This window comes from Flavobacterium sinopsychrotolerans, assembly GCF_900110375.1.
Classification (GTDB): Bacteria; Bacteroidota; Bacteroidia; order Flavobacteriales; family Flavobacteriaceae; genus Flavobacterium; species Flavobacterium sinopsychrotolerans.
Map to the genome: position 1 here is coordinate 684,303 of NZ_FODN01000001.1, position 20,625 is coordinate 704,927.

At 35.8% G+C, this 20,625-nt stretch carries 15 protein-coding genes and 1 tRNA gene; 8 read left to right on the forward strand and 8 right to left on the reverse strand.

The genetic code is table 11. From position 1 onward, the window contains the following. Nucleotides 1-13 precede the first annotated feature (13 nt). Nucleotides 14-601 (forward strand): riboflavin synthase, encoded by a 588-nt coding sequence (locus tag BMX64_RS03085; protein ID WP_091166221.1) that lies wholly within the window; start codon nt 14-16, stop codon nt 599-601. A gap of 408 nt (nt 602-1,009) precedes the next feature. On the opposite strand, the gene BMX64_RS03095 is transcribed toward BMX64_RS03085, so the two are convergent. Together BMX64_RS03095 and mce are read right to left on the reverse strand one after the other, a co-directional pair. Then, nucleotides 1,010-1,083, reverse strand: a tRNA-Ile gene (locus tag BMX64_RS03095). A 142-nt stretch (nt 1,084-1,225) separates the two neighbouring features. After that, the gene (mce, locus tag BMX64_RS03100; protein ID WP_091166226.1) at nt 1,226-1,627 is read right to left on the reverse strand and encodes a methylmalonyl-CoA epimerase; all 402 of its coding nucleotides are present in this window, start codon (nt 1,625-1,627) and stop codon (nt 1,226-1,228) included. Nucleotides 1,628-1,847: 220 nt separating this feature from the next. Here mce and BMX64_RS03105 point away from each other — a divergent pair, with 220 nt between their 5' ends. Continuing rightward, nucleotides 1,848-3,500, forward strand: a complete 1,653-nt coding sequence (locus BMX64_RS03105) for an Ig-like domain-containing domain (RefSeq protein ID WP_091166228.1) — start codon at nt 1,848-1,850, stop codon at nt 3,498-3,500. On the opposite strand, the gene BMX64_RS03110 is transcribed toward BMX64_RS03105, so the two are convergent. Further along, a complete protein-coding gene (locus BMX64_RS03110; RefSeq protein ID WP_091166231.1) occupies nt 3,497-4,273 on the reverse strand; it encodes an amidohydrolase in 777 nt (258 codons plus the stop codon). The two genes, BMX64_RS03105 and BMX64_RS03110, sit on opposite strands and share 4 nt — an antisense overlap. A 71-nt stretch (nt 4,274-4,344) precedes the next feature. Here BMX64_RS03110 and BMX64_RS03115 point away from each other — a divergent pair, with 71 nt between their 5' ends. Further along, complete coding sequence (locus BMX64_RS03115) at nt 4,345-4,908, forward strand: hypothetical protein (protein WP_091166234.1); 564 nt, start codon at nt 4,345-4,347, stop codon at nt 4,906-4,908. 83 nt (nt 4,909-4,991) lie between these two features. Here BMX64_RS03115 and BMX64_RS03120 read toward each other — a convergent pair whose 3' ends face one another. The 3 genes from BMX64_RS03120 to BMX64_RS03130 all read right to left on the reverse strand — a co-directional run bounded on the left by BMX64_RS03120 (nt 4,992) and on the right by BMX64_RS03130 (nt 8,504). Beyond that, nucleotides 4,992-5,738 carry a succinate dehydrogenase/fumarate reductase iron-sulfur subunit gene (locus BMX64_RS03120; protein ID WP_091166542.1) on the reverse strand — a complete coding sequence of 249 codons (747 nt, stop codon included), beginning with the start codon at nt 5,736-5,738 and terminating at the stop codon, nt 4,992-4,994. An 86-nt stretch (nt 5,739-5,824) separates the two neighbouring features. Next, nucleotides 5,825-7,825 carry a fumarate reductase/succinate dehydrogenase flavoprotein subunit gene (locus BMX64_RS03125; RefSeq protein ID WP_091166236.1) on the reverse strand — a complete coding sequence of 667 codons (2,001 nt, stop codon included), beginning with the start codon at nt 7,823-7,825 and terminating at the stop codon, nt 5,825-5,827. 13 nt (nt 7,826-7,838) lie between these two features. Next, nucleotides 7,839-8,504, reverse strand: coding sequence for a succinate dehydrogenase cytochrome b subunit (locus BMX64_RS03130; RefSeq protein WP_091166238.1), 666 nt, complete (start codon nt 8,502-8,504; stop codon nt 7,839-7,841). A gap of 370 nt (nt 8,505-8,874) precedes the next feature. Here BMX64_RS03130 and BMX64_RS03135 point away from each other — a divergent pair, with 370 nt between their 5' ends. Next, on the forward strand, nt 8,875-10,236 hold the full coding sequence (locus BMX64_RS03135) for a hydroxymethylglutaryl-CoA synthase family protein (protein WP_091166241.1): 1,362 nt from the start codon (nt 8,875-8,877) through the stop codon (nt 10,234-10,236). A gap of 78 nt (nt 10,237-10,314) precedes the next feature. Here the strand turns inward: BMX64_RS03135 and BMX64_RS03140 are convergent, their stop codons facing one another. Then, a complete protein-coding gene (locus BMX64_RS03140) occupies nt 10,315-11,796 on the reverse strand; it encodes a helix-turn-helix domain-containing protein (RefSeq protein WP_091166243.1) in 1,482 nt (493 codons plus the stop codon). 162 nt (nt 11,797-11,958) lie between these two features. On the opposite strand from BMX64_RS03140, the gene aceB reads away from it, so the two are divergent. Both aceB and aceA read left to right on the forward strand, forming a co-directional pair. After that, nucleotides 11,959-13,560, forward strand: a complete 1,602-nt coding sequence (gene aceB / locus BMX64_RS03145) for a malate synthase A (RefSeq protein WP_091166248.1) — start codon at nt 11,959-11,961, stop codon at nt 13,558-13,560. 50 nt (nt 13,561-13,610) lie between these two features. Continuing rightward, nucleotides 13,611-14,891, forward strand: a complete 1,281-nt coding sequence (aceA, locus tag BMX64_RS03150; protein WP_091166251.1) for an isocitrate lyase — start codon at nt 13,611-13,613, stop codon at nt 14,889-14,891. A 73-nt stretch (nt 14,892-14,964) separates the two neighbouring features. Here the strand turns inward: aceA and BMX64_RS03155 are convergent, their stop codons facing one another. Further along, nucleotides 14,965-17,802 (reverse strand): WD40/YVTN/BNR-like repeat-containing protein, encoded by a 2,838-nt coding sequence (locus tag BMX64_RS03155; RefSeq protein ID WP_143056049.1) that lies wholly within the window; start codon nt 17,800-17,802, stop codon nt 14,965-14,967. Between the two features lie 126 nt (nt 17,803-17,928). Here BMX64_RS03155 and BMX64_RS03160 point away from each other — a divergent pair, with 126 nt between their 5' ends. Both BMX64_RS03160 and BMX64_RS03165 read left to right on the forward strand, forming a co-directional pair. Continuing rightward, nucleotides 17,929-19,221, forward strand: a complete 1,293-nt coding sequence (locus BMX64_RS03160) for an aminopeptidase P family protein (RefSeq protein WP_091166254.1) — start codon at nt 17,929-17,931, stop codon at nt 19,219-19,221. A 392-nt stretch (nt 19,222-19,613) separates the two neighbouring features. Then, nucleotides 19,614-20,414: a TIGR00266 family protein gene (locus BMX64_RS03165; RefSeq protein ID WP_091166257.1), complete on the forward strand. Its 801-nt coding sequence runs from the start codon at nt 19,614-19,616 to the stop codon at nt 20,412-20,414. Nucleotides 20,415-20,625: the final 211 nt, after the last annotated feature.

A 20,625-nucleotide genomic window follows, 5' to 3' on the forward strand; every position in this document is an offset into this window, starting at 1 on the left:
AATAAAACAAGAAATGTTTACAGGAATCATAGAAACCCTTGGCACCATCCAAGAAATAAAAAAAGACATGAACAACATTCATGTCACAATAAACGCATCTATCACCGGCGAACTTCAAATAGACCAAAGTGTAGCCCATAACGGAATATGCCTTACCGTTGTTGCAATTGAGGACAGTTTTTATACCGTTACCGCTATAGACGAAACGATAAAAAAAACAAATTTAGCCGATTGGAAAGTTGGCAACAGCGTCAACTTAGAAAGAGCAATGAAACTTGGCGACAGACTTGACGGCCATATTGTTCAAGGTCATGTAGACCAAACCGGAACCTGCATCATTGCAGAACAAACTGATGGAAGCTGGCTTTACACTTTTGAATATGATGAAAAATTAAACAACATTACTATCGAAAAAGGATCAATCACCGTAAATGGAGTAAGCCTAACGGTAGTGAACTCACAAAAAAATCAGTTTAGCGTAGCTATCATTCCTTACACTTATGAACATACTAACTTCAAAAATTTCGTGGTAGGAACAAAAGTGAATCTTGAATTTGATGTGATCGGTAAATACATTTCCCGATTGTACACAAACAAATAAAAACTATATTCTTCGTTAAAAAACAAAAACCCCGATTAAATTGGGGTTTTTGTTTTTAATCTATTATTGTAAATGATATAAATTCCGAATAACAAAGCTATTATCATTACTATATATATATTCTCATCTATAGGCAAAAGAGGAGGAGCCGGAGGCGTTCTGTAAGTAGGCGAAGGAGGACTTTCCTTAGCAATTATACTAAAAATGCTAAAAAAAAAGAGAATAAAACACAATGCGTTTTTCTGAACTATTTTCATAATGTCAAATATAAAAATCTATTGTTTAAAAACAAATCTTCTTCAATGCTAATCCAACTAATAAGCATCTTTTTCACAAAATGCAAGACAAACTTGTTCAAACAAAAATTTTATAAATAAAAAAAACCTTGCTAAAAAACAAGGTTTTATGTGGTCCCACCTGGGCTCGAACCAGGGACCACCTGATTATGAGTCAGGTGCTCTAACCAGCTGAGCTATAGGACCGGTTAAGAGTGTGCAATATTACCACTATTTTTCATTTGCTCCAAATATTTTTGACTTAGATTTTAATATAGTTCAATTATTAACTTATTTCAAACAGAAACCAACTGAATATTAGAATACTACCCATTCATACATGCTTAAATTATTTTATTTCCTGACACAATTCGATCAAAACACCATTCGTACTCTTTGGATGCAAAAAAGCAACTAACTTATTATCAGCACCTTTTTTTGGAATTTCATTCAAGACTATAAATCCTTCGTTTTTCAAACGCGCTATTTCTGAAACAATATCTTCAACATCAAAAGCAATATGATGAATTCCTTCTCCCTTTTTTTCTATGAACTTGGCAATGGGACTGTCCGGATTAGTTGCAGCAAGAAGCTCAATTTTATTGGGTCCATTCAAAAAAAAAGAAGTTGTTACCCCTTCACTTTCAACCGCTTCAAATTTATATGCCGGAGCACCAAAGAGTTTTTCGAAAACTAAATTTGACACTTCCAAGTCTTTAACAGCAATTCCTATATGTTCTATTTTTCTCATTATATATTATTTGAAGGCAACGCTATTTTCGTTTGAAAATTCAAATACCGCTACTAATTATTACTGTACAATTTACTGATGTAAAATTAAACATTAAAAACAAAAAAAGGGAAGCATTCTAGAAAAGTAAGCGGAATTAAATCACTCATAATAATTCTATAAAAAATTTCGATTGCATGAATTATAATTGTTATTTTGTAGAATCTAATTATGATTTGATATGTTGAAAAACAATTTAAAATATACCTTCTTTCTATTGCTTTTAATTACTGTTGGATGTGCAAAAAGAGGCTCCATAACTGGTGGTTTGAAAGATACCATTGCACCCGTTTTAAAAGTAAGTTTCCCGGAAAATTTCAGCAAAAATTTCAAAGGAAACGAGATCAAACTAGTTTTTGACGAGAACATTAAACTCAAAAACCTCAATAAGCAGTTGATTATTTCACCACCCATGAAATACGAACCGTCAATTCTGCCTACTACTCCAAGCAAAACGATTACAATAAAAATCAAAGATACATTACAACCTAATACCACTTACAGTTTTAATTTTGGCCAAAGTATCGCTGACAATAACGAAGCTAACCCGTTAAATCAATTCAAATATGTGTTTTCAACTGGTGATTATATCGACTCTTTAAGCCTTGGCGGAACTGTAAAAAGCGCTTATGACAAAGAAGTAGAATCATTCGTTTCGGTTATGCTTTATGACGTGAATGACACTTTTAAGGATTCCGTAGTCTATAATGAGAACCCAAGATATGTGACTAACACATTAGATAGTTTGAAGACTTTTCGTTTTGAGAATTTAAAAGCTGGAAAATACCTTCTTGTAGCCATGAAAGACTACAACAGCAATAACAAATACAACCCAAAAACGGATAAAATTGGATTTAGCAAAGAGTTTATTACCATTCCTAACGACACCATTTACGAATTGGAATTATTCAAGGAATCACTTCCTTTTAAAACTTTCAAACCAAGCCAAGCATCCGGAAACAGATTGTTCATGGGGTACGAAGGCGTTGTCAATTCAGTTGCTGCCCTACCAAAGTTAATCTTGAAAAACAACACTGAAGTCCTGTCCAATATCATTACTAAATTTCCAAAAAAGGATTCCCTCCAAGTCTGGTATAAACCTATCAAAGTAGATTCGCTTACTTTGGCTGTAGCCAAAGACAAATACAAAGCCAATTTCACCTTTAAAATAAAAGACCAGAAAAAAGACACTTTGAGTATCTCTGCCATACAAACCGGCAACTTAAAGTTCAGAGAGCGTTTTACATTAGAGAGCTCAACTCCATTAATCCGCATTGAGAATTCTAAAATAAATTTGATCAACAATGCAAAAACTGCAGTGCCTTTTACCACTGAATATGACGAATTTAATCAGAAATTGTATTTTGACTTTAAAAAGGAACCCTCAGAAAATTATACTTTTGAAATTTTGCCTGGAGCGTTAACTGATTTTTTCGAAAAATCGAATGATACGTTGACTTATAAATTAAACACTACAAACACCTCAGATTATGGGAATCTCACCGTGGCATTAGAAAATATAAAAGAATTTCCTGTCATTATAGAACTAACAAATATAAAAGGTGATGTTTTGGCGACTGAATACACTGAAAAGAACACCACAATAGAATTTAATTTGATTGAACCTGCGCTTTATACGTTACGCGCTATTTATGACACCAATAAAAACAAGGAATGGGATTCCGGTAACTATTTAGAAAAACGCCAGGCCGAAGAAGTAATTTATTTCTCCAAGGAAATCGATGTCCGTGCTAATTGGGATGTAAATCAAATTTTTGATTTGAGCATTCCCTACATTCCCGAACCTAAAAAGAAAACAGAAAAAAAGAATTAAAACTTATATTTTTTTATTTCAAAAGAATCTCTGTCGTTCAAAAAACCTAATTTTTGTCGGGTTTTCAGCATTTTTTGTTGGTCTAATTTTACCGTAAAACAACCTTCAGACTCTTCTGGTTCCAATACATAATTCCCCAGAAAATCGACTGCTTGCGAATGACCAATGTATTCGTAACCATTTGCATCGGTCCCTATTCTATTGACACCAATTGCATAACTCATGTTTTCTATTGCTCTAGCTTTTAATAAAGCATCCCAAGCATTCGTTCTGATTTTTGGCCAACTTGCCACATAAATCAATAAGTCATAATCCTCTGAATTTCTGGAAAAAGCTGGAAATCGCAAATCATAACAAATCAATGGACAAATTCTCCAACCCAAATAATCCACCACTATTTTTTGATTGCCACTTGTATAGACTTTGTCTTCTCCAGCCAAAGTAAATAAATGCCTTTTATCATAAAACTGAATTTCTCCCGACGGAAACACAAACACTAATCGATTGTAGAAATTTCCATTTTCTGCAATAACTAAACTTCCCGTAATGGCGCAGTTTCTGGCTTTAGCCAATACTTTAAGCCAAGTTATTGTTTCACCTTCCATGGTCTCAGCTACGTTATCTGGATTCATTGTAAAGCCGCTTGTAAACATTTCCGGCAATACAATTAAATCAACTGCCGAGGAAATTTCATTTATTTTTTCTTGGAAATAATCGCGATTTAACTTTGGATTCTCCCAAATTAAAGGAGCTTGGATAAGGATGACTTGCATTGTTTTATTTTTTATAAAAATAAGAAATATCACAATACCATAAGTTCATTATATTAGCAAAAAACAACTTTATGAAAAAGATACTTTTTGTATGCACACTGTTATGCTCTATTATGATTTTTGGACAAGAAAAATCAGGAGCGAAACAATTTTGGGAAAGCTTGCAAAAACAATGCGGCAAATCATTTGAAGGTGAAGTAAAAGAAGGCGCTGCCAATGATACTTTTCGAGATAAAAAGCTAGTGATGCACGTTCGTAATTGCGATGAGAACACGATTCGGATTCCATTTTTTGTAGGAGATGACAAATCGAGAACTTGGGTATTGATTTATAAAAATGACCGCATTCAATTAAAACACGATCACCGCCACGAAGACGGTTCTGAAGATAAGGTTACACAATACGGTGGAACAACCTCTAACTCTGGTTCGTCTACGCTTCAGTTTTTTCCGGCAGATCAACAAACTTGTGATTTAATCCCAAATGCTGCTGCAAATGTCTGGTGGATTACTTTAGACGAAACTTCTTTTACTTATAATCTAAGACGCATCGGTTCAGACCGATTGTTTACCGTGAAATTTGACATTACAAAAGCAGTTCCAACACCATCCGCACCTTGGGGATGGAAAGACTAAACTAGTTCTGAAATCTAACGTGTATTTATAAAAAAACGCATTCAAATTAATGAATGCGTTTTTTAATTGTATGTTATGAGTTTTTATCCTTTCAAACTTGCAGACATATATTCTCTGTTCATTCGAGCTATATTTTCAAGGGAAATTCCTTTTGGACATTCTACTTCACAAGCTCCAGTATTGGTACAGTTACCAAAACCTTCAGCATCCATTTGACTCACCATATTTAAAACCCTGTCAGTCGCTTCAATTCGTCCTTGTGGTAATAAAGCATATTGAGATACTTTTGCAGCAACAAATAACATTGCCGATGAGTTTTTACAAGTAGCCACACAAGCTCCGCAACCAATACAAGCAGCAGCATCAAATGCATCATCAGCATCTTTCTTGTTCACTGGAATTGTATTTGCATCAATTGTATTTCCTGATGTGTTTACAGATATAAATCCTCCAGCATGTTGAATTCTGTCAAAAGAACTTCTGTCTACAACTAAATCTTTGATTACTGGAAATGCTTTTGCTCTGAATGGCTCGATAAAAATAGTGTCACCATCCTTGAACATTCTCATGTGCAATTGACAAGTGGTAACACCTCTATCCGGTCCGTGAGCTTCACCATTGATGTACAAAGAACACATTCCGCAAATTCCTTCGCGACAATCGTGATCAAATGCAACTGGCTCATCACCTTTCATGATTAGTTCGTCATTTAAAATGTCAAGCATTTCAAGAAACGACATGTCTGGTTCAATATGATCGATCGGATATTCAACTATTTTTCCTTCTGCAGCGGCATTTTTCTGACGCCATATTTTTAATGTAAGTTTCATATTTTTAGTTTGAAAGTCATAAAATCGAAAGTCGAAAGCCAATTGACATTGAGCCATTTGACTTTAAGACGTTAGACATTAGACTATTATTTATAACTTCTTTGAACTAATTTCACGTTGTCAAATACCAACGGTTCTTTGTGTAAAACAGCTTCACTTGGTTTTCCAGTGTATTCCCATGCTGCTACGTAAGCGAAATTCTCATCGTCACGTTGCGCTTCACCTTCTTCAGTTTGATATTCTTCACGGAAATGTCCTCCACAAGATTCATTACGATGTAAAGCATCTTTAGCGAATAATTCTCCCAATTCAAGGAAATCGGCAACACGAGTCGCTTTTTCCAATTCTTGGTTTAAACCATTAGCATCACCAGGAACTTTTACTTCATTGTAGAACTCTTCGCGCAAAGCAGCAATTTCTACAATCGCTTCGTTTAATCCTTTTGCGTTACGAGCCATACCCACTTTGTCCCACATAATTTTTCCTAATTTCTTATGGAAATAATCAACAGAATGTGTTCCTTTATTGTTCATGAATCTTTCGATTTGATCTTTCACCGCTTTTTCAGCAGCAGCAAATTCTGGCAAATCTGTAGATATGGCACCCATTTTAATATCTGGTGATAAATAATCTCCAATAGTATATGGCAATACGAAATATCCATCAGCTAAACCTTGCATCAAAGCAGAAGCTCCAAGTCTGTTTGCTCCGTGATCAGAGAAATTAGATTCTCCAATAGAGAAACATCCCGGAATTGTAGTTTGTAAGTTATAATCAACCCAAGTTCCACCCATAGTATAATGTACCGCAGGGTAAATCATCATTGGAGTTGAGTATGGATTTTCATCAACGATTTTTTCATACATCTGAAACAAGTTACCATATTTATTGGCAACAACTTCTGTTCCTAATTTAATAACTAAGGCAGTGTCTTTCTCGTCTAAATGTTTGATTCTTGCTTGATCTACTCCATATCTTTGGATTGCTGCAGCGAAATCTAAATAAACAGCTTCTCCTGTTTTATTTACTCCAAAACCTGCATCACATCTTTCTTTAGCAGCACGAGAAGCAATATCTCTAGGCACTAAATTTCCAAAAGCTGGATATCTTCTTTCTAAATAATAATCTCTTTCCGCTTCAGATAAATCCGTTGGTTTCTTTTTCCCTTCACGAATCGCTTTAGCATCTTCTAGTTTTGCAGGAACCCAAATACGACCATCATTACGCAATGATTCTGACATTAATGTCAATTTCGATTGGTGATCTCCAGAAACTGGAATACAAGTTGGGTGAATTTGTGTGTAACAAGGATTTGCGAAGAACGCTCCTTTTTTGTGGATTTTCCAAGCTGCAGTAGCATTACTTCCCATTGCATTTGTAGAAAGGAAAAATACATTTCCGTAACCCCCAGAAGCAATAACAACAGCATGCGCCGAATGTCTTTCGATTTCTCCGGTAACTAAGTTACGAGCGATAATTCCTCTTGCTTTTCCGTTTACGATTACTAAATCTAGCATTTCGTGACGGTTGTACATTTTTATTTTTCCACGACCTATTTGGCGATTCATTGCTGAATAAGCACCTAATAAAAGTTGTTGCCCTGTTTGTCCTTTTGCGTAAAAAGTTCTAGAAACCAATGTTCCTCCAAAAGAACGGTTGTCTAACAATCCACCATATTCACGAGCCAATGGAACACCTTGTGCCACACATTGGTCAATAATATTCGAAGAAACTTCAGCTAAACGGTGTACGTTTGCTTCACGAGCACGGTAATCGCCTCCTTTTACTGTATCATAAAATAAACGGAAAGTTGAATCTCCATCTCCTTGATAGTTTTTTGCAGCGTTAATTCCCCCTTGTGCAGCAATGGAGTGCGCACGACGTGGTGAATCTTGAAAGCAAAAAGCTTTTACGTTATATCCTAATTCTGCTAAAGTTGCAGCAGCAGAACCTCCAGCCAAACCTGTACCAACTATAATTATATCTAAATTACGTTTGTTAGCAGGGTTTACTAAATTAATATGATCTTTATAATTTGTCCATTTGTCCGAAATTGGACCACTAGGAATTTTTGAATCTAATGCCATTTATAATTTAATATTAATGATTAAAATGATGAAATAATGCAATGAAAATGAAACCAAAAGGAACTACGATTGCAAAAGTATACCCTAATTTGTGCAGAGATCTTGAATATTTATTGTTAAACCCTACTGATTGAAAAGAAGAATTGAAACCATGCCATAAGTGCAATGACAACAATAAAAATGATACGCAATAGATTGCTGTACGAACCGGACTTTCAAATTTATGAACTAATTCGGAAAAATATCTTGTTTCGTTCAATGGATTAACATCCACATATTTGTAAACCATTTCAGGGATCCAAAAATCGTAAAAATGTAAAAGAATAAAAGCAAGAACAACTGCCCCAGAAATAATCATGTTCCTTGAAGCCCAAGAAGAATTAGCCGCTCCGTTATTCTTTGCATAAGAAATTGGTCTTGCACTGTTATTTTTAAATTCCAAAACAATACCCATAGTAAAGTGAAAAATCACACCTAAAACTAAAATAGGTTGAATAACATATTGAACTAAAGGATTATTTCCCATAAAATGAGAAATTGAATTAAAAGTATCGGAATTAAAGACCGACGTCATATTGATAAAAAAATGCTGTGCTAGAAACAGCATCAAAAAAAGTCCTGAAAGTGCCATAGCTACTTTTTTTGCTATTGACGATTTCAATAATGCAGATTTTGCCATAAGAATTTGTGTGAATTAATTTAAAAATCATACAAAAATAAAGGAAATAGTGATGAACTACAACCTTTTCGTTACAATTTATAATCATTTTAAAGTGTTAAAGGCGGCAATACAGCAATTCGTTTGAAACCAACACTTAAACGACTAATTACCTGATATTTAATTAAACAAAAGCAAAAAAAGAAAGAATTTTGTCCTTAAGAATCAAATCAATTATTATTATATATTTATGTTAAAATTATCATATCAATAATTTTAACCTACATTAAATTTTAAATCCCTAAAACTTAAAAAAATCATAGTTTTATAACTCTAAAAAAAAGACTATTAAATCACAAAATTCTACTTTTGAGCATTAAAAAAACACAAAATGAAAACCGGAATTGACGCCATTTCTTTTGATGTGGCCAAAATACATCTACCCATTCAAACTTTGGCGAAAGCCAGAAATATCGAACCCGAAAAACTAGAGAAAGGATTGGGTTTAATTAAAATGACATTGCCGGACACGCATCAGGATGTTGTGGTTTTTGGAGCCAATGCGTTGACAAAATTAATTTTACAAAACAATATCAACCTCAACGAAATCGCCCGAATTTATGTAGGAACCGAAAGCGCCATTGACAGTTCAAAACCAATTAGTTCGTTTTTAATTGCATTAATGGAGCAAAAATTTGGAGCAAACACTTTATCAGAATGTGATGTAGTTGATTTCACTTTTGCCTGTATTGGCGGAGTTGATGCGATGCAAAACTGTATTGATTTTGTAACATTGAATCCAACCAAAAAAGCAATTGTTGTCACAACAGATTTTGCAAAATACGATTTAAACTCAACCGGAGAATACACGCAAGGCGCCGGAGCTTTGGCAATATTGATTACTGCAAACCCAAGAATTATTGCTTTCGAAAATAATTGGGCAACAAGTACAAAAGGAGTTTTTGACTTTTTCAAACCGTACCGAACGATTTCCAAAACAGCAATTACAGGGAATTCAACCAACGAACCTTGGTTTGAAAATTTAGAAAGCGAAATTGAAATCCACAAAGACCAACCCGTTTTTGACGGTCAATATTCGAATCAATGTTATATGGATCGAACGAGAGATGCTTACTTTTCGTTCAAAAAATTAAAAAACACCACCGAAACCGTTTACGATTCCTGGAAAAGCATTGTCATGCATTTGCCTTATGCTTTTCAGGGACGCCGAATGTTGTCTGAAATATATACTTTGGACGCTTCCAATATAATTATTTCCGGTGACGAAGCGGCTTCGGAATGCCAGAATAAACTGAAAGAAATCAGCAAATCAGAAGCCTACAAAGAATTTGTGAACGAAAAATTAATGCCCGCCGAAATTGCCTCTTCTCTAATTGGAAATCTATACACCGGTTCTATTTTCATGGGATTACTATCGACTTTGGCTCATTTTTACGATACTGAAAAAGAAATAAGCGACAGTAAATTTGGCTTTCTGGCGTATGGTAGCGGTTCAAAATCGAAAGTTTTTGAAGGAACGATTCAACCGGAATGGAAATTAGCAATTGCCTGCGTCAAACTTTTTGAAACGTTAGAAAAAAGTTTCGAAATTGATTTTGACACCTACAATAAACTTCACAAAAAGGAACAGAAAATCAGCATTCGAACCCCAAAAAACGAATGGATTTTAGACCGAATTGAAAACGAAATTCCAAATTTAATGGGTGCGCGTTATTACAAATGGGTTGACTAATTTTATATTCCCACAAAAAAGCACCGAGAATTCATATCTTGAACTTTCGGTGCTTTTTTTCTTAAATACAGCATTAGACTAACTGAATTTTGTCATGTATTGCTGTACAATTAAATCCGTGTTTTCGTTGCGGGTTTTCTGCTCTAATTGTATTGGAGCCGATGCTCTTTCCTCACAGTTTTTAACAGCGCAGGTTTCGCAGGTAACTCCAACAAGTTGTTTGGGAATGGTTTGATTTTCCATGAATTTAAATTTCTTTTTCATTCCAGGCGTAATCAATATCCCGACAGAAATACTTCTCAAACAATCTTTTTTGAAAGGGTCCAATGTAGCCGATGAAAAAACAAGGTATTCATTACTGCTGTTGTCATAACGAGAAATCTGAGCACTGAAATAATGTCTTTTATTTTGCTTTATTGCCTCGACAATGGTTTTTATAGAAACCCATCTTCTGCAATAATGTTCATTCATTTCGTTTGCGTGAGGCTCCTGCTGATTCGTTATATGCAATTCCTTTTTAATTTGATACGTATCTGAACCGATTTGATGAGACAATCGAAGGAAAAATAGGTTTTTCAGTTGAAAATCCTTTGGCAAAATATTCGTTAATCTCTGGTAGAAAGATTCCGGTGATACATTGAATCTACCCATGAGCTCAATCATTTCCTCAGCCTTAGGATTTGTTTTCGACAAAAAAACATTCAGTTTGTCAATCAATAACTGTCTTGGAATAAGCAAAGCTCCAGCAAAGTAGGAGGCATAAAAATTATTTAAAACCTGATCAAAATTATCGAATTTAATCCAACTGAAAGTATACAATCTCTCGCTTATTTCTAAATAATTATAAGCGATTTCTTTTGCCAAAATAAAGGCTTTTTGAGGCTCATCAATATCTAGTGAAAGCAATAAAGTTTTACTCTTAGGCACAAATATGGACCTTAAATCTCCCAATTGCTCGTGTTCCGAAAAAACAATTTCATTGATTGTGTAGCCATATTCTTCAATAAGAATAGCCGTTAGTTCTTCGACAGAAATCTTAGTGTTAATATTAACGTGAAATGCATTCGAGAAATCCAATACCTTTTGCTCCAAGTCTTCAAAATAATTATTGTGCGCTTCTTGGTACGATCGCAATGCAGCCAGAAAGAAACTTTCTCGTGTCAAGTTATAATGTTGTGCAATTTCAATAATCGTGCTTATGAACGCATTCACTTTTGCGGGCGCATTTGCAATAATATCAATAAGGTCATTTTCCTGAATACCAAAAATTTCCAAAGGAATTTCTTTTAGAATACCTGATTTTAAAATCTCGCCAATAGGCGCTAAATTATTATCCAGTTTTAAAGAAACCATACTGTCATAGGAAACTTCTAATTTCTCGGCCAGAAGAATAATTTTATCCGTTTTGGGGTATTTCTTTCCTTTTTCAATTTCGTTCAAATACGATTTTGAGAGGTCCGTAATCTTTGCCAAACCAAACAACGATAAATTCTTACTAGTCCTAACCTGCTTTAGTTTAAGCCCAAAAATCAACTTGATATAATCCTTTTCTATATTCATAAATTCAAAGGTACGCTAAAAAATAAATCCTTCAAAAAAAATATTTTTCATTTTTAGCGTACGTTCGCTTGTTTTGTAAAAAACTTTTTGTATCATTGCACTGTTAAACAATCACAAATTATTAACAAACATTCATTATTATTAAATTAAATACGTTTTAAAATGAATTTAAAAGAAGTATATTCGAAAAATTTGTTAAATTTTTCAGAAGAAACCACCGAGCATTACCCGGAAATCTTAACTGACGAAGCAATGACTTTTTTGTCTTTACTTCATGAAAATTTTAATGAAAAAAGACTAGCGCTTTTAGAGGAACGAAAAAAGCAACAAGTTTTATTTGATCAAGGCGCATTACCCACTTTTCCTGCTGAAACAAAAAGTATCAGAGAAAGTAATTGGGAAGCCGCTAAAACTCCTGAAGATTTATTAGACCGAAGAGTCGAAATAACTGGACCAGTAGACCGAAAAATGGTTATCAACGCATTGAATTCAGGGGCAAAAACCTTCATGGCTGATTTTGAAGACAGTACATCCCCAACATGGAGCAACTTGATGACTGGTCAACAAAACTTAAAAGACGCGGTCAATAAAACCATTACTCTTGAAGACACCATAAAAAATAAAAAATACAGTCTGAACGACAAAACCGCCATTCTGCTTGTTAGACCAAGAGGATTACATCTGCCAGAAAAACATCTTTTGGTTGATGGTAAACAAACTTCTGGTTCATTAGTTGACTTTGGTTTGTATGCTTTTCATAATTACAAGCAACTTATTGAAGATGGAACTGCTCCATATTTTTACATTCCAAAATTAGAACATTATTTAGAAGCCAGATGGTGGAACGAAGTTTTTGAATTCACACAGGAATATTTGGGCGTAAAAAACGGAACATTTAAAGCAACAGTTCTAATCGAAACGATAACTGCTAGTTTTCAATTGGACGAAATCATTTTTGAACTGAAAGATCACATCGTAGGTCTTAACTGCGGAAGATGGGATTACATCTTTTCATACATCAAAAAATTAAGAAAGAACTCGGCTTTCATCGTTCCAAACAGAGATCAAGTGACTATGACCGCACCATTCATGAGTGCATATTCCCAATTAGTTATTCAAAGATGCCACAAACGAAACATTCATGCAATAGGTGGAATGGCAGCACAAATTCCGATAAAAAATAACGAAGAAGCTAATAAAACAGCTTTCGACAAAGTAATTGCCGACAAAGAACGTGAGGCAAAAAATGGACATGACGGAACTTGGGTGGCACATCCGGATTTGGTTTCACTGGCCATGACGGTATTCGATAAATACATGCCGACCAAAAATCAGATTCATGTAAAAAGAGAAGACGTACACGTGACCGAAAGTGATTTATTGGAAACTCCAAAAGGAACAATTACAGAGGAAGGCGTTCGAAAAAATATCAGTATTTCAGTTTTATATATCGCTTCATGGCTCAACGGACAAGGCGCTGCCGCATTACACAATTTAATGGAAGATGCCGCTACTGCTGAAATTTCGAGATCACAATTGTGGCAATGGCTACAAAACGAAGTGATTTTGGACAATCAAAAAGTATTGAATGAAAAATACTACCATCGATTAGCCATGGAAGAATTTGAAAAAATCAGAAAGCTCGTTGGAGACGAAAATCATGAAAACCAAAAATACAGACTAGCCGAACAGTTATTAGACATTCTGGTGGTCAACGACAATTTTATAGAATTTTTGACTATTCCAGGATATAAATACATTTAAAAAACCCAACTACAATTTCTAGTTAACAAACAACCAAAAAAAGAAAAAAAATGAAAACTACAGAAACAAGAATTCAAGAATTAGTTACTGACTGGATTACTAACCCAAGATGGAATGGTATTGAGAGACCATACTCTGCTGAAGAAGTGGTGAAATTGCAAGGTTCTTATCAAATAGAACATAGTGTAGCCAGAATTGGAGCCAATAATTTATGGAACAAACTAAATGCTCAGGATTTTGTAGCCGGACTTGGCGCGCTTACTGGAAACCAAGCCATTCAAGAAGTGGAAGCAGGATTAGATGCTATTTATTTGAGCGGATGGCAGGTTGCTGCTGATGCAAATGTAGCTGGAGAAATGTATCCTGACCAATCTTTATATCCTGCTAATAGCGTACCGTTAGTGGTAAAACGCATCAACAATGCGCTTTTGAGAGCGGATCAAATACAAGTTGTAAACGGAACTGCTGACAAAAAAGAATACCTGGTTCCTATTGTGGCTGATGCCGAAGCTGGTTTTGGTGGAAACCTGAACGCTTTCGAATTAATGAAATCCATGATTGAAGCGGGAGCCGCAGGAGTTCACTTTGAAGATCAATTGAGTTCTGCTAAAAAATGCGGTCACTTAGGTGGAAAAGTATTGGTTCCTACTCAAGAAGCTATTAACAAATTGATTGCAGCACGTTTAGCAGCTGACGTAATGGGAACACCTACAATTGTTGTGGCCCGTACAGATGCGGATGCAGCTAACTTATTGACTAGTGATATTGACCCAAGAGATGCTAAATTCATCACTGGAGAGAAAACCGGAGAAGGATTTTTCTATGTAAATTGTGGCGTGGAGCAAGGAATTGACAGAGGATTGAGTTATGCGCCTTATGCTGATTTAATTTGGATGGAAACCAGCAATCCGGATCTTGATTACGCAAGAAAATTTGCTGAAGGAATTCACGCAAAATTCCCTGGAAAAATGTTGGCTTACAATTGTTCTCCCTCTTTCAACTGGGCTGCAAAATTATCAGTTGCTGAAATGGAAACGTTCAGAGAAGATCTTGCGGCAATGGGATACAAATTCCAATTCATCACATTGGCAGGATTCCACGCATTGAATACGAGTATGTTCGAATTGTCTAAAGCTTACAAAGAAAGAGGAATGGCAGGATATTCTGAATTACAAGAAAGAGAATTTGCTTTGCAAAAACATGGTTTCAAAGCGGTTAAACACCAAGGTTTCGTAGGAACTTCTTATTTTGATGCAGTACAAAACACCGTGACAATTGGAAAATCTTCTACAACCGCAATGAAAGATTCAACAGAAGCGGCGCAGTTTTAAACACAGCAGCAACCATAAAAAAACACGATTTCAGATGGAATCGTGTTTTTTGTTTTTAAAATAAAAGGACTTTCTATTTTGATTCAATAATTTCAAGATCAGTAACCACTTTCTCTTTTCCTTTTTGAATGCTTATTCTATTAACTGAAATTGGAAGGTAATATTTGCCGTTTTTGGCTTCTTCCAATTTTAGTTTTTTATCTTTATTTTTCCAATTATCAGCAGTTGCTTTCGTTATGGAAAGATCGTAAACATGTTTGTTTAATCCTTTTGACGCTTTCACTTTCTGAGAATAAACGACTTCTTTTAAACTGTTTTCAATTTGCAAAAGTACTTCTGAATCCCCATTCGAATAAAACCAAATCTCTGCTTTTGGCTCTGAAGCTTTAGCCCAAGAACTCCAGCTGTTTCCCCATTCTCTTGATTTTTTTATCTTTTTTAACTCGAAAACATGAAGGTTTTTCACCATGATTTTATCGCTCAATTGTTGCACTTGCTCTAAATTGACTTTATAAATCGAACGACCGTGAGTTCCCACCACTAAATCTTTTGCTACCTTTTGAATCACTAAATCGTGAACCGCAACGTTTGGAATTCCGTTAGAAAAATCATCCCAAGATGTTCCTTTATTTAGTGAAACATACAATCCGTTATCCGTTCCCAGATACAAAACATTCTCGTTAACATTATCTTCCACAATCACATTCACTGGACTTACAGGCAAATTAGTAGCTATGTTTTTCCAAGTTTGACCAAAATCATCTGAGATATACACATAACTGGTGAAATCATCATTTCGATATCCGTTTAAAGTTGCATACACTCTTTCTTTCTTATGCGCCGAAGCCACGACTCTGGAAACCCAACGATTCTGAGGCAAATTCCCCGAAATTTTATTCCAAGTCGCCCCGCCGTCTTTCGAAATATGAATCAATCCATCATCACTTCCTGCGTAAAGTAATCCGAACTGTAAAGTACTTTCGCTGATCGTAGCGATGGTACCAAAAGCTACATTTCCTTCTTTCATTCCTTGCGTCAAATCAGGCGAAATTGCCGTCCAAGTTTGTCCTTGATTCATCGAACGATGCAAGAAATTAGATCCCATGTATAAAATATCCTGGTTGTGCGAAGACAATAAAATAGGCGTTTGCCAATTGAATCGGAATGGTTTTTCGTCCTTTTTTGGCTTTGGCGAAATATAATCACGTTTGTTATTCGCACGATCAATTCTGTAATAATTTCCAAATTGAAACCCAGTAAAAACAATATTTGGATTTCTTTTGTCGATTTGAGTTTGCATTCCGTCGCCACCCATCAAATTTTCGTACGGATATTTCCCGGTTTGGTACCATTCTGAGGAATATTTATATGTACTTGGTCCAACCCAAACACCATTATCCTGCATTCCGCCATAGATATTATACGGTTCCTGCTCATCTACATTCACCGCATAAAACTGACTTACTGAATGGGAATTACTTTTCACCCAATGCGCTCCGTCATCATACGAAATATTCAAACCGCCATCATTTCCATTAATTAAATGCCCCGATTTATTTGGGTTTACCCAAACTACGTGATGATCTGCGTGAACATTCTCTTCGCTTAAGGAGGTAAATGTTTTTCCGCCATCATTTGATTTTATAATCGGTACGCCCGATAAATAAATTTTATTGACATCGTTTTGATCAACAGAAATGACGCTGAAATAATACCCGTACGAATAAAAGAAATCATCGATAAAATCTTGGTGGGTTTTAATCCAATTTTTTCCTCCGTTACTTGATTTGTAAACTTCGGCACCAATAACTTCTGTTTCGGCCAAACTATTGATCGCATCCAATACTACTTTTGCAGCTTCGTTAGGTTGCAAATACCCGTTTTGAACCCAGTGTTTGATGTTTTCTGCTCTGTATTTTTCCGTTAATCCGTAATTCTTTAAAATAGAATTCAGATTTTTATTGGGTAATTTCAGGAATTCGTCGCCCGGCATAGAAAATGCAATCGGTAACGAATTGCTTTTTTTGGATTGCAACGGTCTTTTGAATTGGTTATCCAAAACAGCATACACTTCATTATCGTCATACACCGCTAAACCAATTCTTCCAACGCCTTCGCCAACAGGAAATCCACTTTCAGCATTCGTAAAAAGTTTCCATGTCAATCCCGCATCTTCACTTTTATAAATTCCCGAAGTGGCTCCGCTTCCTATAAAATCCCACGCTTTCCTGTCTTTACTCCAAGAAGCCGCAAATTGAATCTTAAAGTTTTTTGGCGAAACAGCCACATCAATAATCCCGGTTTCATCGTCGATATAAAGGGTTTTACTCCACGTTTTTCCGCCATTTGTCGTTTTGAAAATTCCTCTTTCTTCATTTTTCGAATACAAATGACCCACTGCACCTAAAATAACTTCATCTGGATTTGATGGATTTATCAGGATTCTGCTGATGTGATGGCTGTCATGCAATCCCATATTTTGCCAAGTCTTTCCTTTGTCTTCGGATTTCAAAATTCCAATTCCGGCGTAAGACGATCTTGACGAATTCACTTCGCCAGTTCCTACCCAAATCGTTCCTCGTTTCCAGTCTATCGCGATATCACCCACATTTTGCGTAGGCGCCACATCCATAACCGGCGAAAAACTCATTCCGTTATTATTCGTGTACCAAAGTCCGCCCGAAGCATATCCTACATAAAATTCGGTTGGATTTTCCGGATTTACGTCCACATCCACCACTCTGCCGCTCATCACCGTTGGCCCCACATTTTCGAAAGTAACCTGCTGAAAAAGCGATTGATTTTCCATTATTTTCTTGGCTACCAATGATTGCTGAATCGCTTCGGTAGAAACCTGTCCCCAAGAGACGCTTTGTACGATAAGGGCAGAAAAGAATACTATTTTTTTCATGTAAAACTGATTTGAATTGGAAAATTAATCATAAAAATAGTTATCTGAAAATTTTATAGTGTAATTAACATCCGTTTCTCTCAAAGTTAGTATTTTTGAATATTCAATGTATAAAAACGAATTGTTATGAAATATCATCAAATTGACCGAGATTTATTTATAAAAAATAGAGAAAAATTCATGGCTCAGATGAAGCCAAAAAGCGTTGCCATCTTCAATTCAAATGATATTTATCCCGTTTCTGCCGATAGTACCTTGCCATTTGCACAACACCGCGATATCTTTTATTTAAGCGGAGTAGATCAGGAAGAAAGCATTTTATTGCTCTTCCCGGATGCGCCTTATGAGCACCAAAGAGAAATGGTATTTTTGAAAGAAACCAGCGAACATATTGCCATTTGGGAAGGCGAAAAACTGACTAAAGAGCGTGCTTTTGAAGTAACAGGAATCAGAACAGTGTATTGGTTACAGGAATTTGAGAAAGTTTTATTCGAAATGATGACTCATGCAGACACGATTTACATTAATACAAATGAGCATTATCGTGCCACTGTAGAAACTGAAACGCGTGAAGCCCGTTTTGTAAAATGGTGGAAAGAAAAATATCCGGCACATGCTGTTGCAAAAAGCAACCCAATATTGCAGCGCCTACGTTCTGTAAAAGAAACCGAAGAATTGGATTTAATCCAAAAAGCCTGTAACATTACGGAACTTGGTTTTAGAAGATTATTGCCTTTCGTGAAACCAAACGTTACCGAATACGAAATCGAAGCTGAGTTGATTCACGAATTCATTCGCAACCGTTCCAGAGGTTTCGCTTATACGCCAATTATCGCTTCCGGAAACAATGCCAATGTGTTGCATTACATCGAAAATAACCAACAATGCAAAGCCGGTGATTTGATTTTACTGGATGTCGCAGCTGAATATGCCAATTATTCCAGTGATATGACGCGTACGATTCCAGTTTCAGGAAAATATACCAAAAGACAAAAAGAAGTATACAATGCCGTTTTACATGTAAAAAACGAAGCGACCAAAATGCTGACTACAGGAACACTTTGGAAACAATACCATATCGAAGTAGGTAAATTAATGACTTCTGAGTTGCTAGATTTGGGTCTTATTGATAAAGCCGATGTGCAAAATGAAAACCCGGAATGGCCCGCTTATAAAAAATATTTCATGCACGGAACTTCCCACCACATGGGATTGGACACGCACGATTACGGAATCCTGACCGAACCCATGCAAGCCAATATGGTCTTCACCGTAGAGCCTGGAATTTACATTCCTGCCGAAGGTTTCGGAATCCGTCTGGAAGATAACATCATCGTTCAGGAAAGCGGCGAACCTTTCAACATGATGCGCAACATCCCAATTGAAGTGGACGAAATCGAAGAATTAATGAACAGTTAATTCCTAAAAACATACAACCAAATCGGTTTACAGCAATGTGAACCGATTTTTTTTTGGGCGCAACCCAGCTCCGTAAACTGCGGCTGTGTCGGGCTATCCGCTATAAGTCCTCGTCTCGTCCAAAAAGACGAGACTGTGGGCTTTCCACTTCTATCCCTTGCGCTTCAACGAGAAAATATATAATTCCAAAACATCAATTCCAAAATTCATGGTAAAGCTGTAACTTTATAATCACGCTTCCGACTTATTTAAAATAACAACTATTTTTTAAAACATATTCAATATGTGATTTGAACCATTAAGAAATTAAGAAAAATTAAGCTCTGATTCTTAATGAAACTTAATTTCTTAATGGTGAAAACTTTTAAATAAAAACTTAAAACACAGAAATCATGCAAGCACACGAAATAGACTACCACATTTACGGCGAGGAAATGCAATATGTGGAAATAGAACTGGACCCACAGGAAATTGTTATTGCCGAAGCGGGAAGTTTTATGATGATGGACAATAATATCCAAATGGAAACTATTTTTGGGGACGGTTCCGGGCAGGAAAACGGATTGTTCGGTAAACTTTTAAGCGCCGGAAAAAGAGTTCTGACAGGCGAAAGTCTTTTTATGACTGCGTTCATCAATCAAAACAACACCAAAAGCAAAGTTTCATTCGCATCGCCTTATCCCGGAAAAATTATCCCAATAGACTTGACAAAATTTAACGGAAAATTCATTTGCCAGAAAGATGCTTTCCTCTGCGCTGCCAAAGGTGTTTCTGTTGGAATCGAATTCTCTAAAAAACTGGGACGTGGATTGTTTGGTGGTGAAGGTTTCATCATGCAAAAAATAGAAGGCGACGGAATGGCGTTTGTACATACCGGGGGAACATTAGCCAAAAAAGAATTAGCCGCAGGCGAAATCTTAAAAGTGGACACCGGTTGCATCGTAGGTTTTACCAAAGATGTTGATTATGATATTGAGTTTATTGGTGGCATCAAGAATTCCATTTTTGGTGGCGAAGGATTATTTTACGCAACACTTCGCGGTCCGGGAACGGTTTATGTGCAATCCTTACCTTTCAGCCGACTTGCCGACAGAATCATTGCATCTGCTCCGAGAGCTGGCGGAAACAGTCGTGACGAAGGCAGTTTATTAGGCGGATTAGGAAGTTTGCTCGATGGCGATAGACGATTTTAAATTTTATAAACGGCTTTCAGAAATGGGAGCCGTTTTATTAACCATATAAGTCATTTAAGCAAATAGAGGTAATGCTTAAATGAACTTAAATTCCTTATATGGTTAAAAAACACTTTTTGTTTAAATATTTTTTCAATTTCACTTTGTACTTTTTGGTATAATTTACCATAACAATTTTAAAACTTATATGCCTTATATGGTTTAAAAAAAT

What these genes read in the sequence shown, in the direction of transcription:
- BMX64_RS03085 (WP_091166221.1), top strand. Translation starts at nt 14, where the DNA reads ATGTTTACAGGAATCATAGAAACCCTTGGCACCATCCAAGAAATAAAA.
- mce (WP_091166226.1), bottom strand. Translation starts at nt 1,627, where the DNA reads ATGAGAAAAATAGAACATATAGGAATTGCTGTTAAAGACTTGGAAGTG.
- BMX64_RS03105 (WP_091166228.1), top strand. Translation starts at nt 1,848, where the DNA reads ATGTTGAAAAACAATTTAAAATATACCTTCTTTCTATTGCTTTTAATT.
- BMX64_RS03110 (WP_091166231.1), bottom strand. Translation starts at nt 4,273, where the DNA reads ATGCAAGTCATCCTTATCCAAGCTCCTTTAATTTGGGAGAATCCAAAG.
- BMX64_RS03115 (WP_091166234.1), top strand. Translation starts at nt 4,345, where the DNA reads ATGAAAAAGATACTTTTTGTATGCACACTGTTATGCTCTATTATGATT.
- BMX64_RS03120 (WP_091166542.1), bottom strand. Translation starts at nt 5,738, where the DNA reads ATGAAACTTACATTAAAAATATGGCGTCAGAAAAATGCCGCTGCAGAA.
- BMX64_RS03125 (WP_091166236.1), bottom strand. Translation starts at nt 7,825, where the DNA reads ATGGCATTAGATTCAAAAATTCCTAGTGGTCCAATTTCGGACAAATGG.
- BMX64_RS03130 (WP_091166238.1), bottom strand. Translation starts at nt 8,504, where the DNA reads ATGGCAAAATCTGCATTATTGAAATCGTCAATAGCAAAAAAAGTAGCT.
- BMX64_RS03135 (WP_091166241.1), top strand. Translation starts at nt 8,875, where the DNA reads ATGAAAACCGGAATTGACGCCATTTCTTTTGATGTGGCCAAAATACAT.
- BMX64_RS03140 (WP_091166243.1), bottom strand. Translation starts at nt 11,796, where the DNA reads ATGAATATAGAAAAGGATTATATCAAGTTGATTTTTGGGCTTAAACTA.
- aceB (WP_091166248.1), top strand. Translation starts at nt 11,959, where the DNA reads ATGAATTTAAAAGAAGTATATTCGAAAAATTTGTTAAATTTTTCAGAA.
- aceA (WP_091166251.1), top strand. Translation starts at nt 13,611, where the DNA reads ATGAAAACTACAGAAACAAGAATTCAAGAATTAGTTACTGACTGGATT.
- BMX64_RS03155 (WP_143056049.1), bottom strand. Translation starts at nt 17,802, where the DNA reads ATGAAAAAAATAGTATTCTTTTCTGCCCTTATCGTACAAAGCGTCTCT.
- BMX64_RS03160 (WP_091166254.1), top strand. Translation starts at nt 17,929, where the DNA reads ATGAAATATCATCAAATTGACCGAGATTTATTTATAAAAAATAGAGAA.
- BMX64_RS03165 (WP_091166257.1), top strand. Translation starts at nt 19,614, where the DNA reads ATGCAAGCACACGAAATAGACTACCACATTTACGGCGAGGAAATGCAA.